We start from the raw sequence: 14,374 nt of genomic DNA on the forward strand, positions 1-14,374 counted from the left end.
CGCCTGGTCCTACGCCTTACTTGCTTACTTGGTCAGCGACAGCAAAACCTGCTGGCCATTGCGGAAGGTGTAAATCGACAGCGTGCCGTTCCTGATATCGCCCTTGTCGTCAAACGCAATCTTGCCGGTGACGCCGGTGTACTCGATCTTGCTCAGCTTCGGCAAATACTGCTTCGGATCGACCGAATTGGCTTCTTGCATGGCTTTGGCGATGATCATCACGGCATCGTAGGTGTAAGGGGCATACTGGACAATGTCGGCATTGTATTTCTGCTTGTAGGCAGCCTTGAATGCGTCCAGCGGTGCCTGGTTTTCAACCCCGCCGGCAATCGCGCAATACACTTGGTCATCCAGCAGGCCTTCGCCGGCCAGACGTGGCAGCGCCCCGGTGCAGATGGCGTCGCCACCCATGAATTTGGCGGTAATGCCGAGCTGGCGCATCTGCCGCAGCATGGTGCCTGCACTGGCGTCGATACCGCCGAAGAAAATCAGGTCCGGCTGCCTGGCTTTGACGGCGGTCAGGATGGCGCTGAAATCAGTGGCGCGGTCGTTGGTGTATTGGGTCGAGACGATATCGACGCCATTGGCCTTGGCGTCCTTGAGGAATTCAGTCGCCAGACCCTGGCCGTAAGCGGTGCGGTCATCGATGACTGCAACCTTCTTGGCGTGCAAGGTTTTGGCGGCATAGCGCCCCATTGCGGCGCCGAGCTGGGAGTCGTTAGCCACCACGCGGAAAGTGGTGTTGAAGCCTTGTTCGGTATATTTGGTGCTGGTGGCGGAGGGCGAAATCTGCGGAATGCCGGCGTCGAAATAAATCTTCGAAGCGGGAATCGAAGTCCCGGATTGCAGGTGACCGATCACCGCCGCCACTTTGGCGTCCACCAGCTTCTGGGCGACGCTGGTCGCCTGCTTCGGATCGCTGCCGTCATCTTCGGCCTGCAACACGAATTTGATCTTTTTGCCGCCGATCACCAGGTGTTTGGCGTTGAGGTCGTCGATCGCCATGCGCGCGCCGTTTTCATTATCCTTGCCGACATGGGCGACCGGGCCGGTGATCGGGCCGACGTGGGCAATCTTCACGACTTGTTCCTGCGCCTGCACGGTGGTGGCCAGCGTCAAGGTAATAGCGGCGGCAAGCAACGTGGCTTTGGCATTGATCTGCATTTTATCTCCCGGATTCAAGTGGCTGAAGTGCCGCATTATCCCCGCCTTGCGCCCACGGCTCCACGTTTTATGCGGATTTGTCCGGTGGCGGCGGTTCCCGCAGCAGCTCCAGTGATTTTATTTTACCCATGGATTCTACCTAAAACCGGCACTCTGCTTATCGCTAATGTGGCGGTCGCGGCTTTATCTTCCCCAAGGCGTTCGACAACCGGCTGACCTAAGACTATGCCGGGATTTGCGCCGACAGGTCGGCGCTCATCGCTGCCACCACCGGCTGCCAGTCGCCAAGTCTGGCCTGGCGATACAGTCGCATGGAAGAATACCAGGGCGTGAAGCGCTGACAATCGTACCAGCGATAGTCGCAGGACCCTGCCAGCACCAGCCATACCGGCCGCTGGCGCGCGCCGGCCAGGTGCGCCGGCGCCGAATCGACAGAAATCAGCAAGTCAAGCTGCTCCAGCACATGCGCGCTGTCTTCGAACGAAGCCAGGTGAGGGGCCAGGTCGACGATCTGGTGGCGCTCCATCAGCACTTTTTCCTCTTCGCTCAAAATGTCTACCTGCAGCGAGAAAAAATCGGCGTCGGCGCTTTCCAGTAACGGCACCAATGCCTGCAGATCCATGGAACGATACGGCTCGTGGCGCACCTGGGTGGCGCTGCGCCAGACCAGCCCGATCCGGCGCCGGCCGCTGCCGCTCCGGCGCAGCTTTTCCTGCAGGCCGTCGGCTAGCGCATGGCTGGCCGAGAGCGCCAGATAGCTTTCTTCCGCCGCCGGGAAATACGGACTCTTCTGGTAACGAGTAAACAATGCGAAGGTCCAGGTGACAAAATCGCACTCGGCCATCTGGCTAAAGGTGTCGTCGACAGCCACGATCGGCAAGCCGCTATTTACCATGAGGCTTTGAAGCGCAGGAGGCACATGGCAATAAATCAGCGCCGCGCCCTCTTGCTGCAGCCTTTTCACGTAGCGGGAAAACAGCAGCAAATCGCCGGCGCCGCCTTCACCGGCGATCATGATGGTTTTACCGGCTACCGGCTGGTCGTAAAGCACCTTGTCCTTATGTGGTAAAAACCAGTTGTTATCGTGATTTGGAGAAACCAGCCGGGTCCATATTTCGCACCATTCCGGCTGGTGCAACGTGCGTTGCAGCAAATGCGCCTCATGGAACTTGCCCATGCAATATTTCACGATCGCCAGCTCCAGCAGGAGCTGATAGCGGGTCTCGCCATCGGTCTCGAATTGCGGCAGCACCTCTTGCAAAATGCGTTCGGCCGGCACGAGCATGCCGAGGCAGCTCATGGCGTAAGCCAACTGCGCACGCGATATCGGCGCTGCAGCAGTATCCGACCATTTCGACGCCAGGTCGATCGCGTCGTCCGCCTTGCCGGCAAAGCGCAGTTTGTCGATAAGATCCAGCGCAGTCCTGATATTTGTCTCTTGCTGGTACGCAGCGTAGGAAGTCGTCAGTTCGTGGAGAGAATGCATGTTGGCTGGGCGAACCTTATCGGTGAACATTGGCAACGCCGGCCCGCGATAAAAATGGCCGCGCAGCTGCGAGTGGCTACTGCAGTTATATTGCAGATATTCTAACGGAATTCAGCTGGATTCCTTGCTTCTGGCAGAGCGGTCTTTATGAACCTTTCGCCGCGACGGCGATGCCATTCCACGAAACCCCGCTACATTTCCCCGTCTGTACCAGCATCCAGCCTTGCAATTGCTTGCCGATCACTATCGGATTACTGGCAAAACATTCTCCCTTGGGTGGCGCCGGCATCTGCCGCACCGACACGAACAAAGGCCCGCGCGGTTCGATGATCGGCTCGCTGCCGCGCACTTTTCCAGTCTCAAGATCGGCGTTGCAATCGTAGCGGCGGCCGGAACCATCGGCGGTGACGATGCCCACCAGGCCGCGGTTCATCGGATAGACGTTTTCAACAAAAATATTGTCGCCTTTCGGATGCCTGGACAAGCATGCATTGGCCGCTTGCATCACGTCCTTGTCGGCCAGCATGTCCGCCATCGACATCGGCATGTCATCGGCCAGCACCCTGTCTGAAACCAGCAAGGCAATCAGCAGCAAGGACATCAGAGACGTTTTCATAGACCACCTTTTATTTCCACACAACAACACCATGCAACACAATAATTAATCCGGCGCAATGGACAACCTACTCTAAACGGTTTGTTGTTTTTCGCAAACCCTAAAGTTTCCTGACATCAGGCAGTCATATTTGCTTGTAACAATAGAAGATTACTCAAGCGCATGCTGCGCACGCCCGCCACGCCTGCTTTTTGGCCCGACAACTCAACCATCCGACAACAAGATAATTCATGAAACTTCATTCCCTGGCGCTGGCATGCGCAACGCTCGCTTATCTGTGCGGCTGCAGCGGCGGCAGCAGCAGCAGCAGCAGCAATTCCCTCAGCGGCGGCACCATGGTAAGCGGCGTCGCCGCTACCGGCAAAGCGTTGGTGGGCGTGACGGTGACCATCACAGACGGCAGCGGCCAGAATGTGCAGACGGCATTGACCGATGGCAATGGCAAGTTCACCCTGCCGTTGAAAGGCACCGGTCCTTTTGTCCTGACCGCGCCGTTTAACGATGCCGACGGCAGCGCCGCCACCTTGTCCTCTGTCATCAATCCGAGCGGCGCCGGCAATGCGATACAAGCCAACCTGAATCCACTGACTTCGCTGGTGACACAGCGCGTGCTCGGCCTGATCCCTGGCGGCAGCCCGACTGCTGCGCAAATCAGCGCGGCGAAAATCAGTTCCGCCAGCATTGCGCAAGCGGTCAGCGACGTCTCCTTGCCGCTGCAAGCCTTGTTTACTGCGATGGGCGTGCCCGCCAGCGAAACCGCCGACCCGATCGGCAGCACCACGTATCAAGCCATTGCCAGCGATCCGCTCGACAATCTGTTCGACCTGGCCCGCTTTACCGTCCACACCGGCCAGATCGCGGTAGGCGCTGACGCCAACCGCGCCGTGCTGACGATTCCGGCTACCGGCAATGTGAGCGGCGCGTTGCCGGCAACCGCGATCCAGTCGTTGGTGGCGCTGAATAGTGGTCCGACCACAACGCCGATCCAAAACGTCATCGTGGTCGTCGGCGAAAACCAGACCTTCGATGCGGTGTTTGGCGCGTACCAGCCGCCAAGCGGCCAAACCGTGAAAAATTTATTGTCGCAAGGCATCATCAACGCCGACGGCACGCCGGGCCCGAACTTCAGCCTGGCCATGCAAAACCAGGGCGCGACGCAAACCGCCTATACGATCAACCCGACCCGCTCCACCGCCTACGCCACCTTGCCGCAACCGACTGCGATCGGTGAACTCAAACCACCGACCTTCCAGGATCCGGGTGGTGTGCCGGATACCCGCTTTCCGGGCAACCTGCCAAGCGGCCCGTTCCAGCTGACCAAGTACGTGCCTTACGGGACGGCGGCAAGCGCTCAGACCGGCGATCCGGTGCATCGTTTTTTCCAGATGTGGCAGCAGACCGGCGGCGACAATTCCAAGCTGGATCTGTTTACCTGGGTGGCGGCGACAGTCGGCCAGGGCGGCGATACCAAGGGCATCACCCCGAGCAATCCCGGCCAGGGCGGTGAACTGATGGGCTTCCTCAACATGGCTAGCGGCGATGCGCCTTTCTTCAAATCGCTGGCCCGGCAATATGCGCTGAGCGATAACTATCACCAAGGCATCATGGGCGGCACCGGCGCCAACTTCTTCACCATATCCACCGGTGACCTGCCGTATTTCAATAACGGCGGCGCGGTCGGCACACCACCCGCGAACCAGATCGAGAATCCGAATCCGCTGGCGCAAACTCCCAACTTTTATTCGCAGGACGGCTATCAGGGCGGCTCCTACGTCAATTGCTCGGATGCCAGCCAGCCGGGAGTCGGCACGATTCTGGCATTCCTCAGCGGCAAGAAGGTCAAGAGTAATTGCGATGCCGGTAAATACTACCTGGTCAACAATTACAATCCCGGTTACGACATGAACGGCAACGTTCAACCGATCGGCCCGAATAATTACAACTACCCGCCGCAAACCGTACCGACCATCGCCGAAGGCCTGGCGAAGAAAAATGTCGCCTGGAAATGGTATACCGGCGGCCGTGAAATCGCCGACGTAACGGCCGACGCCGCCGCCCTCGGTTTCCCGGTAGCGATTGCGCAAGCTGCGCAGTACAACGCCATCGGCGATCCGCTGGTAGCCTCCAGCAACGTCATGAACAGCGGCCTGAAATCCAGCCTGGCCGGCTTGACCACGTTCTATAGCGATATCGCCAAGGGCAGCTTGCCGGCGGTCTCGTTCGTGGTGCCGAAGAACCTCGACAGCGGCCACCCTGGCTACTCTGCGCCGGCACGCTATGAAGCCTTCCTGCAAGACCTGATCGCCAAGGTCAAGGCCAATCCAACGCTGTGGGCACACACCGCGATCCTGGTCACCACCGATGAAGGCGGCGGCCATTTCGACAGCGGCTACATCCAGAACGTCGACTTCTTCGGCGACGGCCCGCGCATTCCGTTCCTGCTGGTATCGCCGTATGCCCGCGCCGGCTTTGTCGATCACACCTACTACGATCATTCGTCGGTGCTGAAATTCATCGAACGCAACTGGCGTCTGCCGCCACTGTCGCCACGCAGCCGCGACAACCTGCCCAACCCGGTCAGCGTCGCCGCCGACCAGTACCGTCCGGTCAACACCACCGCCATCGGCGACCTGATGGCCATGTTCAACTTCTAAGTTCCTTTAATTGGGGTCAGAGTCGCTCGGATAGAGTGGAATATAGCCAGTGCGCAATATTCGACTCTATCCGAGCGACTCTGACCCTAATTGATTTTTGGTGAATATATTGGAATGGATTGATAGTCTTGAGTAGCAATCATAGTGAGTTTGGTATCGGGTATTTTTACAGCGCTGCCGGATGGCTGGCGTTGGCTGCGGCTGCGGTGCTGTTGAGTGCTTGCCATGATGGCGATACGCCGGCGCGGGTTGCAGCAGTGGCGGCAGCGCCGAAGCCTGCCTTGAAAATGTGGGTGCGCTATCCTGAGCCGGCGGCCACCCTGAGCGCGGCGGCGCAGCTAGGCAAGCAATTATTCTTCGATGCGTCGCTGTCGGCTTCCGGTACGATGTCTTGCGCTACCTGCCACAGTCCCGATCACGCATATGGTCCGCCTAACAACCTGGCGGTGCAGCTGGGCGGCTCCGATATGCAGCGGCAGGGCACGCGCGCGACGCCGTCGTTGCGGTACCTGGGTTTCACGCCCAAGTTCACCCGTCATTATTACGTGCCGGGGCCGGACGATACCGAAGACGAGGGGCCGACCGGCGGCTTTACGCATGACGGCGCGGTCGATTCCTTGCATGAACAGGCGTTGATTCCTTTGCTCAATGTGAACGAGATGGCGAACCGGAATCCTGCAGAGGTGGTCGCCAGACTGCAGACGACCGCCTATGCAGCGCAGTTACGGCAAGTGTATGGCGCCGGCATCTTCGACCAACCGGCGGCGGCGCTGGAAAAGGCGACGCTGGCGTTGGAGGCGTTCCAGACCGAAGACGCCAGCTTCCATCCTTACACCAGCAAGTTCGACGCTGCGATGGCCGGCAACGCTGATTTCACGCCAGCCGAATTGCGCGGTTACGGCTTGTTCAATAATCCCGACAAGGGCAATTGCGCCAAGTGCCACATCGATACGCCGGGGCCGGGAGGCCGACCCGCGCAGTTCACCGATTTCGGCTTCCAGGCGCTGGGCGTGCCGCGCAATCCTGAAATCGCGGCGAACCACAACCCAGACTACGTCGACCTCGGCATCTGCGGGCCGGACCGCAAGGACATGGCGAAAGAAGCGGAATTTTGCGGCATGTTCAAGTCGCCCACCTTGCGCAATGTGGCGACGCGTGGTGCTTTCTTTCATAACGGCCGCTTCCATACGCTGGAGGACATGCTGCATTTTTATGTGGAACGCGATACCGATCCTGGCAAGTGGTACCCCAAGGTCAAAGGCAAGGTAGTCAAGTTCGACGATCTGCCGCGGCGTTATCGCGACAATATCGATAGCCTCGACGCACCGCTCAACCGCAAGGCAGGCCAGGCGCCGGCGCTCAACGATGAAGACATCGGCGACCTGATCGCTTTTCTCAAGACACTGAACGACGGCTACTCGGCCAAATCAGGCGCGGCGCGCATCGAGTAAGAGTAGTCAGGGCGACGCCAGCGGATAGGGCGCTTTACTCTGGCCCGGTGCGCGCAAATTCACGATCACGCGCTCCACATCGGGCTCGGCGCGGACAAATGCTTCCAGCGCGGCGGCAGTCATGGCGGGATCGGCGCTGCAACCTTCAACCAAGACAAAGCGTCGCTGGAACGTCAACCACAAACTGCTGCGGGCAAACGCCGGATCATTGGCAAAATGGACCTGCACCGCATGCGCAATCGGCGCGTCATATAGATAAGAATTCGGCTTGCTGCATTGCCCGGCAAGCCAGCAGCTGGTGCCGCGTTCGGTACGCCAGTGGGATTCCAGATGCGCCTCTGCTTCGTTCACCAGAGGCCCCAGTGGCGGTGGACAATCCGGCACGGCGCTACGGACCTGGATGAAAGGATCGTTGAACCAGTTTTTCAAGGTTTCAGCGCGAACCGGGGACGCCAGCGCAAGCGTCGCCAGCAGGGCGCTCAGTGCAGAAAACAAGCGAGGTGGTCGTAACATACCGGTCCCCAGAACAAACCGTCGTTGCGCACAATGCAGCTGGAATGCATGGCGCACTCCGGCCGCGGCCATCTCGTCAGCCGGCGAATTTATCGGTTGCCTTGATCAGTTGGTGCAAGATACCCGGTTCGCTATACGCATGGCCGGCATCCTCGACAATATGCAGCTCTGCTTCCGGCCAGGCCTTATGCAATTCCCACGCCGTTTTCGGCGTGCAGCAGACGTCGTAGCGCCCCTGCACGATGACGCCGGGAATGCCGCGCAGCCGGTCGACATCGCGCAGCAACTGCTGGTCTTCAAAGAAACACTCGTTGATGAAATAATGATTTTCGATGCGCGCAAAAGCGATCGCAAATTCCGGATTCTCATGCGCCTCGGCCAGCGACGGATCGGGCAACAGCTTGACCGTGCTGCCTTCCCACACGCTCCAGGCTTTGGCGGCAGCCAGCTTGGCCGTCTCATCGCTGCCGGTCAGGCGACGGCTGTAAGCCTGCACCATCTCATGCCTTTCCGCCGGCGGAATCGGCGCGACGAAATTTTCCCACTTGTCCGGAAACTGGCGCGATGCGCCGTCCTGGTAATACCACTGTATCTCTTCACGGCGCCCGGTAAATATCCCGCGCAAAATCAGTTCACTGACATGCCCGGGATGTTTTTCCGCATACGCCAAGGCCAGGGTACTGCCCCACGAGCCACCGAATACTTGCCACTTATCGACCCCGGCCATTTCCCGCAACCGCTCGATATCGGCCACCAGATGCCAGGTGGTATTCGCCTCAAGATTGGCATGCGGCGTAGAGCGCCCGCAACCGCGCTGATCGAACAGCATGACGCAATATTTTTCGGGATTGAACAAGCGCCGATGGTCCGCATTACACCCGCCCCCCGGCCCCCCATGCAAGAACACCGCCGGCTTTCCTTCAGGATTGCCACACAATTCCCAATAAACTTGATGGCCGTCACCCACATCCAGCAGACCCGACTTGAACGGTTCCAGCGGCGGATAAAGCCCCAGTAATTGAGGAGGAGTTTGCTGCGCAGCGGGTTGGCTGGTAGTCATGAATTGTTTTCCTTGTGGGAGTGAAGAACAATGATCATAACAAATCTGGCGACACCGTTCAGCACACAAAGAAAGACAAGCCAGATAACCCCGCCGGGGGCGATAGCCTTTGATGTTGCGGTTGCGGTTGCGGTTGCGGTTGCGGTTGCGGTTGCGGTTGCGGTTGCGGTTGCGGTTGCGGTTGCGGTTGCGGTTGCAGTTGCTTTTGAAGTACCCCGCATTGAGAACTTGCCACGCGCCTCTTTTGGGGACCTGACCGAAGGGAAGGCAAGGGCTTTGCGGTCGCCTTTTCTTTGCTTACTTTCTTTTGGCCGGGCCGCGCAGGCAAGCAAAAGAAAGTGAGTAGCTGCCGGGCTACCCCCGGCAAGCATCCACGGAGCAGCAAATTCTTTATTTACTAACGCACGTACTCCGTAGCCAGTTAAAAGGGGTCAGAGTAATTTACGACGATAAAGCTGTCGTAAAAAAACTCTGACCCCATTTAACTACAGCGTTGCTGCCAATTCCGCGCCCTCACGTATTGCACGCTTGGCATCCAGCTCGCTGGCAAACGATGCCCCGCCAATCACGTGATAACACAAGCCGGTTTGCTGCGCTTTGGTTTTAACCGGCTCGCCAGGCTTGCCAGGCAAAATCAACTCCGCCGGAATCAGTTCATGCAAAGACTCCTGTCCCGCGCAAATCACCACGTTATCCACCTCCAGCAACCGGCTGACGCCACCCACGGCGATATGCAAACCCCGATCATCAACCCGCTGATAATCAACCCCCGCCAGCATCTGCACGCCATTCCGCTGCAGCACACTCCGATGCACCCAGCCCGAAGTCTTACCCAGCCCGGCCCCCACCTTGCTCTGCTTACGCTGCAGCAAATGAATCTCCCGCACCGGCACAACCAGCGCCGCCGGCCGCAATCCCCCCGACTCCATAGCCAACGGATCCACACCCCACTCATCCATCCACGCAGCAATCGGAACCGGCAAAGGCACATCCGCATCGTGCAGCAAAAACTCACACAGATCGAAACCAATCCCGCCGGCCCCGATCACAGCCACCCGCTTGCCGACCGGCGCTTTACGCTGCAACACATCCAGATAAGACAACACCATGGGATGCTCAATCCCCGGAATCCGCAAATTGCGCGGCGCAACGCCGGTCGCCACAATCACATCGTCAAAACCAAGCGCCTCCAGTTCCTGGCGGCTGACCCGATGATTCAATTTTAGCTCCACGCCAGTCCGCTTGAGACGATGCTGGAAATAACGAATCGTCTCGCTGAATTCTTCCTTGCCCGGTATCCGCATGGCGATATTGAACTGCCCGCCGATCTGCGCCGCGCCCTCGAACAAGATCACCTGATGTCCCCGCTCGGCCGCCACGCTGGCCGCTGACAGACCCGCCGGCCCGGCGCCGACCACCGCCACCCGCCGCGCCTTGACGACCGGCCGGTAAACCAGTTCGGTTTCATGGCAAGCCTGCGGATTGACCAGGCAGCTGGCGCGCTTGTTCTGGAAGGTATGATCCAGGCAAGCCTGGTTGCAGGCAATGCAGGTATTGATTTCATCGGCGCGATTCTGCTGCGCCTTCAGCACAAATTCCGGATCGGCCAGGAATGGCCGCGCCATCGACACCATGTCGGCATCGCCCTCGGCCAGGATCTGCTCCGCCACTTCCGGTGTGTTGATGCGATTCGAGGCAATCACCGGAATTCCGACGCTGCGCTTGAGACGGGCTGTCGCTTCACGAAAAGCGCCGCGCGGCACCGAAGTGACGATGGTCGGAATCCGCGCTTCGTGCCAGCCGACGCCGGTGTTGATCAGCGTCACGCCGGCCTTTTCCAACGCCTGCGCCACCGCCACCACCTCCTCTCCGGTATTGCCGCCCTCGACCAGATCGAGTAGCGACAAGCGATACATGATGATGAAGCGCTCACCCACCGCCTCGCGCATACGCTGCACAATCTCGATCGCCAGCCGCATGCGGTTCTCGATATTTCCGCCCCAGCGATCGCTACGACGATTGGTGCGCGGCGACAGGAATTGATTGAGTAGATAACCTTCGCTGCCCATGATCTCGACGCCATCGTAATTGGCCCGCTGCGCCAGCTTCGCACTACGCACATAGGCGTCGATGGTCGACTGGATGCCGCGCTCGGTCAGCGCACGCGGCTTGAACATCGAGATCGGCGACTTGATGGCCGAGGCCGACACCACCAACGGCTGGTAGCCGTAGCGGCCGGCATGCAAAATCTGCATCACGATCTTGCCGTCCTCCTCATGCACCGCGCTGGTCAGTCGCCGGTGATTATAGACATCGCCAAAACTGTTCATGGTGCCGCCGAAAGGCAGCAGCCAGCCCTGCCGGTTAGGCGACAGGCCGCCGGTCACGATCAGGCCGACACCACCTTTGGCGCGTGCCCGGAAATATTCGGCCAGCTTGCCATAATGGAAAAAGCGGTCTTCCAGGCCGGTGTGCATCGACCCCATCACCACCCGGTTTTTCAGCGTAGTGAAACCGAGATCGAGAGGGGCGAGCAGATGAGGATAGACAGGATGGGACATAGGTCTTTTATAGGTTTTTTGAGAGGCCGCGAGGATTTTTCTATCAGCTACAGGGCTGGAATCTACCTGAAAAATCCCTCCAAATCGCTGCAACAGCGCGGTTTTAGTCCCGATTAGAGTTAAAGACCTATTTCAAATCCGCATGGTCTCCCATGATAACCAGTTGTCGCAACGCCCGGTCAGCGTTGACCATTCTGTAAAAGCCTAGTCAAGTCGATAGCCTCGGCCATGGCCCGGTAGCCGGCGTCGCCAGGATGCAAATGATCGCCTGAATCATAGGCCGGCAGATAGCGCCGCGGATGTTGCGGGTCCCTGGTGATGGCGTCGAAATCGATGACCGCGTCAAATTCGCCGCTACCGCGTATCCATTGATTCACCGCTTGCCGGCTCTGCTCCTTGGCCAGCGTATAGTAGCCATGCAAATCCGAACCATGCAAGGAATCCTCGAACGGCGTCAGGGTGGCGCCGACTATCCGCACATGCCGCATATGGGCACGCGCGATCAGTTGCCGGTAGCCGGCGATCAGCTGGTCCACCGAAACCGCCGGGTCGGAGGGACCCAGGCTGCTGCCCGGCCAGCCGATGTCGTTGATACCCATCAGCAGGATCACCGTATCGAGATGCGGCTGGCTCAGCACATCGCGGTCAAAGCGCGCCAGTGCATTGACACCCATCTTGTCGCTCAAGATCCTGGCGCCGGAAATCCCGGCATTCAACACGGCGACCTGTTGTCCGGCCAGCCGTTGCGCCAGCAAGTCGGGCCAGCGCTGGTTGCGGTTGGAAGTGGAACCGGCGCCGTCGGTAATCGAATCGCCGAAAGTCGCCACCACCCTGCTAGAAGCGGGCGCATCGACCAGGATCGTGCTGAGGAACAAGCGCGCTTCAATACTGACATCGCTCTTGATGGCGGCAGCAGCGACCAGGTTACCCGGCGCGATATAGGCGCTCTGCTTGCCATCCCAGTGGAAGGTGGTAAGCGCCGTGGCCTGTGGCAGATAAAGACTGACCGCGACCTCCGCCAGCGGCGCAATCTCCAGGTCAACCGGATCGCTAACCACCGGCGCGCCCGGCGCAATCGTCACCGACGTGCGACCGCCGAAGGTAAGCGCCCGGTCCGAGCCTGTGGCGATCGCCGAAGCATCGCCGGCGAGCGCGATATGCGCCGCGCCGATTGTCAGCGGCGTGGTCCCGTATTCATTCGACAAGGTGATCCGGACGTGCTTGCCGCCGATGCTGAGCCGGGCGATCTGGCGTATGGTCTGGTTCGATAAGCTAGCGGGGATGTTGGTCGGCAAGGCAAAACCGGGCTCCCACACCGGCTGCGGACTGGCAATCCAGCTGGGGATCCAATGCAGCGTGGCAGAGGACTCTTCCAGTGCTGGAGCGGCAGCCAAGGCGACGTTGGTGAACCCGGAAAGGCAGGCCAAGGTTGCCAGGATTTTTTGAATATTCATGCAAGACTCCAAGTGGATCCATCGAGGATTCGATACAGATCAAGCTATGAGACCAAGCTATAACTCAAGATAGGCTATTCACAACCATCGTACTAGAGATCATAATCGCATATTACCTATTCCAAATTGGAATGATATGGATCAGATCAAAGCCTGCCGCAGCTTCGTCCGGGCGGTCGAGCTCGGCAGCCTGTCGGCAGTGGCGCGCGAGCAGCACAGCACGCAGCCGACCATCAGCAAAATCATCGCCGCGCTGGAGAAGGAGCTCGGCGTGCGGCTGCTGGAACGCAGCACCACCAGCCTGAAGCCAACCGCGCAGGGACGGCGTTTCTATACGCGCGCCAAACGGGTGCTCGAAGAATTCAACGAAGCCGTCAGCGACGCCCGCGGCCTGACCGAACGGCCGGCCGGACTGCTGCGCGTCAACGCACCACTCGGCCTGGGCCAGCTGCGGCTGAATGCGCTGGTACTGGAATTTCTGGCGTTGTATCCCGAGATTGAAGTCGAGCTGATATTGAATGACCGTTTTGTCGATCTGGTGGAGGACGGCGTCGATGTCGCATTGCGCCTGGCCGGCTCGCTGCCGCCGAACATGATCGCGCGCAAGATCGCCAGTGCGGAACGCTATCTGGTGGCGGCGCCGGCCTACCTGCAGCGTCATCCTGAAATCCGGACTCCCGATGATCTCGCCGTGCATCGCTACATCGGCTTTGCGCGGCCGGCGAATGGCGAAGTGACGACGCTTAGCGGCCCCGAGGGTACGGTAGAGATTGTTACGCGCAGCCGCTATCAGGTGAACAGCTCGATGGCGATACGCGAGAGTTTCATGATGGGCGCCGGCCTGGGGATCTGTCCGTCCTGGCTGGTGCACGATTTACTCGAATCAGGCCAGCTACAGCGGATTCTGCCGGCCTGGAGCACGCCCGGGCAGGAAGCTTCGCTGCTGTATCCGTCGCGTCGCTATCAATCCTTGCGCGCCACGCTGTTCATGCAATTCCTGAGCGAAAAAATCCCGTTGCTGCCGGGTTTTTCAGCGCCGGCGTTTCGGCGCTGACGGTGCGGCCTCCGGCTGGCGGCCGTTCAAACCATTACTTCTTGGCGCTGGCCGCCACGCTGCGCTTGGCCTGGTTGTACACCGGACCCCACAGCGGATGGCCTTTTTCTCCCGGCGCCAGGTCGAAATTCGGATCCAGTCTCAAGGCCTTTTCAAACTGCTGCCGGCACAGCTTCTTCCTGGAAGTGACGCAATAGCTGAACGCCATGTATTTCAAGGCTTCGGTCTGGAAGCCAATCTCAGCCGACCAGATTTCCGGCGCATTGGCGAGGCGCTTCACAGCAGCGCTATAGCTGCCCTTGTTATACAAGGCAATGCCGTCACTCAAGGCCGCAGGTGGCGCCGGCGGCTCAGGCGCCAC

Annotated in this window: 12 protein-coding genes; 4 read left to right on the plus strand and 8 right to left on the minus strand. The window is 59.4% G+C overall.

Annotated features, from left to right (window positions below; translation table 11 throughout):
• Window positions 1-24 precede the first annotated feature (24 nt).
• The 3 genes from ABI171_RS01395 to ABI171_RS01405 form a co-directional block, all read right to left on the minus strand.
• Entirely contained in the window at window positions 25-1,164 is a 1,140-nt protein-coding gene (locus tag ABI171_RS01395; protein WP_348090840.1) for a branched-chain amino acid ABC transporter substrate-binding protein, read from the minus strand.
• Window positions 1,165-1,387: 223 nt separating this feature from the next.
• Window positions 1,388-2,650 (minus strand): glycosyltransferase family 9 protein, encoded by a 1,263-nt coding sequence (locus ABI171_RS01400; protein ID WP_348090841.1) that lies wholly within the window; start codon window positions 2,648-2,650, stop codon window positions 1,388-1,390.
• A gap of 145 nt (window positions 2,651-2,795) precedes the next feature.
• Window positions 2,796-3,266, minus strand: a complete 471-nt coding sequence (locus tag ABI171_RS01405) for a hypothetical protein (RefSeq protein ID WP_348090842.1) — start codon at window positions 3,264-3,266, stop codon at window positions 2,796-2,798.
• A 230-nt stretch (window positions 3,267-3,496) separates the two neighbouring features.
• On the opposite strand from ABI171_RS01405, the gene ABI171_RS01410 reads away from it, so the two are divergent.
• Both ABI171_RS01410 and ABI171_RS01415 read left to right on the plus strand, forming a co-directional pair.
• Window positions 3,497-5,920 (plus strand): alkaline phosphatase family protein, encoded by a 2,424-nt coding sequence (locus ABI171_RS01410; protein WP_348090843.1) that lies wholly within the window; start codon window positions 3,497-3,499, stop codon window positions 5,918-5,920.
• A 128-nt stretch (window positions 5,921-6,048) separates the two neighbouring features.
• Window positions 6,049-7,371 (plus strand): cytochrome c peroxidase, encoded by a 1,323-nt coding sequence (locus ABI171_RS01415; protein ID WP_348090844.1) that lies wholly within the window; start codon window positions 6,049-6,051, stop codon window positions 7,369-7,371.
• A 6-nt stretch (window positions 7,372-7,377) separates the two neighbouring features.
• On the opposite strand, the gene ABI171_RS01420 is transcribed toward ABI171_RS01415, so the two are convergent.
• Window positions 7,378-7,884 carry a BON domain-containing protein gene (locus ABI171_RS01420; protein WP_348090845.1) on the minus strand — a complete coding sequence of 169 codons (507 nt, stop codon included), beginning with the start codon at window positions 7,882-7,884 and terminating at the stop codon, window positions 7,378-7,380.
• 76 nt (window positions 7,885-7,960) lie between these two features.
• On the minus strand, window positions 7,961-8,944 hold the full coding sequence (pip, locus tag ABI171_RS01425; RefSeq protein ID WP_348090846.1) for a prolyl aminopeptidase: 984 nt from the start codon (window positions 8,942-8,944) through the stop codon (window positions 7,961-7,963).
• A 30-nt stretch (window positions 8,945-8,974) separates the two neighbouring features.
• Between pip and ABI171_RS01430 the strand changes: the two genes are divergently transcribed.
• Window positions 8,975-9,286 carry a hypothetical protein gene (locus tag ABI171_RS01430; RefSeq protein ID WP_348090847.1) on the plus strand — a complete coding sequence of 104 codons (312 nt, stop codon included), beginning with the start codon at window positions 8,975-8,977 and terminating at the stop codon, window positions 9,284-9,286.
• Between the two features lie 143 nt (window positions 9,287-9,429).
• Here the strand turns inward: ABI171_RS01430 and ABI171_RS01435 are convergent, their stop codons facing one another.
• Complete coding sequence (locus ABI171_RS01435) at window positions 9,430-11,505, minus strand: NADPH-dependent 2,4-dienoyl-CoA reductase (protein ID WP_348090848.1); 2,076 nt, start codon at window positions 11,503-11,505, stop codon at window positions 9,430-9,432.
• 179 nt (window positions 11,506-11,684) lie between these two features.
• Window positions 11,685-12,959 carry an SGNH/GDSL hydrolase family protein gene (locus tag ABI171_RS01440; RefSeq protein ID WP_348090849.1) on the minus strand — a complete coding sequence of 425 codons (1,275 nt, stop codon included), beginning with the start codon at window positions 12,957-12,959 and terminating at the stop codon, window positions 11,685-11,687.
• A 136-nt stretch (window positions 12,960-13,095) separates the two neighbouring features.
• Between ABI171_RS01440 and ABI171_RS01445 the strand changes: the two genes are divergently transcribed.
• Window positions 13,096-14,013 carry a LysR family transcriptional regulator gene (locus ABI171_RS01445; RefSeq protein ID WP_348090850.1) on the plus strand — a complete coding sequence of 306 codons (918 nt, stop codon included), beginning with the start codon at window positions 13,096-13,098 and terminating at the stop codon, window positions 14,011-14,013.
• Between the two features lie 34 nt (window positions 14,014-14,047).
• Here the strand turns inward: ABI171_RS01445 and ABI171_RS01450 are convergent.
• Window positions 14,048-14,374, minus strand: a 327-nt coding sequence (locus ABI171_RS01450) for a TssQ family T6SS-associated lipoprotein (RefSeq protein WP_348090851.1), incomplete at its 5' end; no start/stop codon positions are given.

Origin of the sequence: Collimonas sp., assembly GCF_039923675.1 — a bacterium.
Taxonomy (GTDB): Bacteria; Pseudomonadota; Gammaproteobacteria; order Burkholderiales; family Burkholderiaceae_D; genus Collimonas.

Coding starts and splice junctions, on each gene's coding strand:
- ABI171_RS01395 (WP_348090840.1), bottom strand. CDS start 1,164: ATGCAGATCAATGCCAAAGCCACGTTGCTTGCCGCCGCTATTACCTTG.
- ABI171_RS01400 (WP_348090841.1), bottom strand. CDS start 2,650: ATGCATTCTCTCCACGAACTGACGACTTCCTACGCTGCGTACCAGCAA.
- ABI171_RS01405 (WP_348090842.1), bottom strand. CDS start 3,266: ATGAAAACGTCTCTGATGTCCTTGCTGCTGATTGCCTTGCTGGTTTCA.
- ABI171_RS01410 (WP_348090843.1), top strand. CDS start 3,497: ATGAAACTTCATTCCCTGGCGCTGGCATGCGCAACGCTCGCTTATCTG.
- ABI171_RS01420 (WP_348090845.1), bottom strand. CDS start 7,884: ATGTTACGACCACCTCGCTTGTTTTCTGCACTGAGCGCCCTGCTGGCG.
- pip (WP_348090846.1), bottom strand. CDS start 8,944: ATGACTACCAGCCAACCCGCTGCGCAGCAAACTCCTCCTCAATTACTG.
- ABI171_RS01430 (WP_348090847.1), top strand. CDS start 8,975: ATGATCATAACAAATCTGGCGACACCGTTCAGCACACAAAGAAAGACA.
- ABI171_RS01435 (WP_348090848.1), bottom strand. CDS start 11,505: ATGTCCCATCCTGTCTATCCTCATCTGCTCGCCCCTCTCGATCTCGGT.
- ABI171_RS01440 (WP_348090849.1), bottom strand. CDS start 12,959: ATGAATATTCAAAAAATCCTGGCAACCTTGGCCTGCCTTTCCGGGTTC.
- ABI171_RS01445 (WP_348090850.1), top strand. CDS start 13,096: ATGGATCAGATCAAAGCCTGCCGCAGCTTCGTCCGGGCGGTCGAGCTC.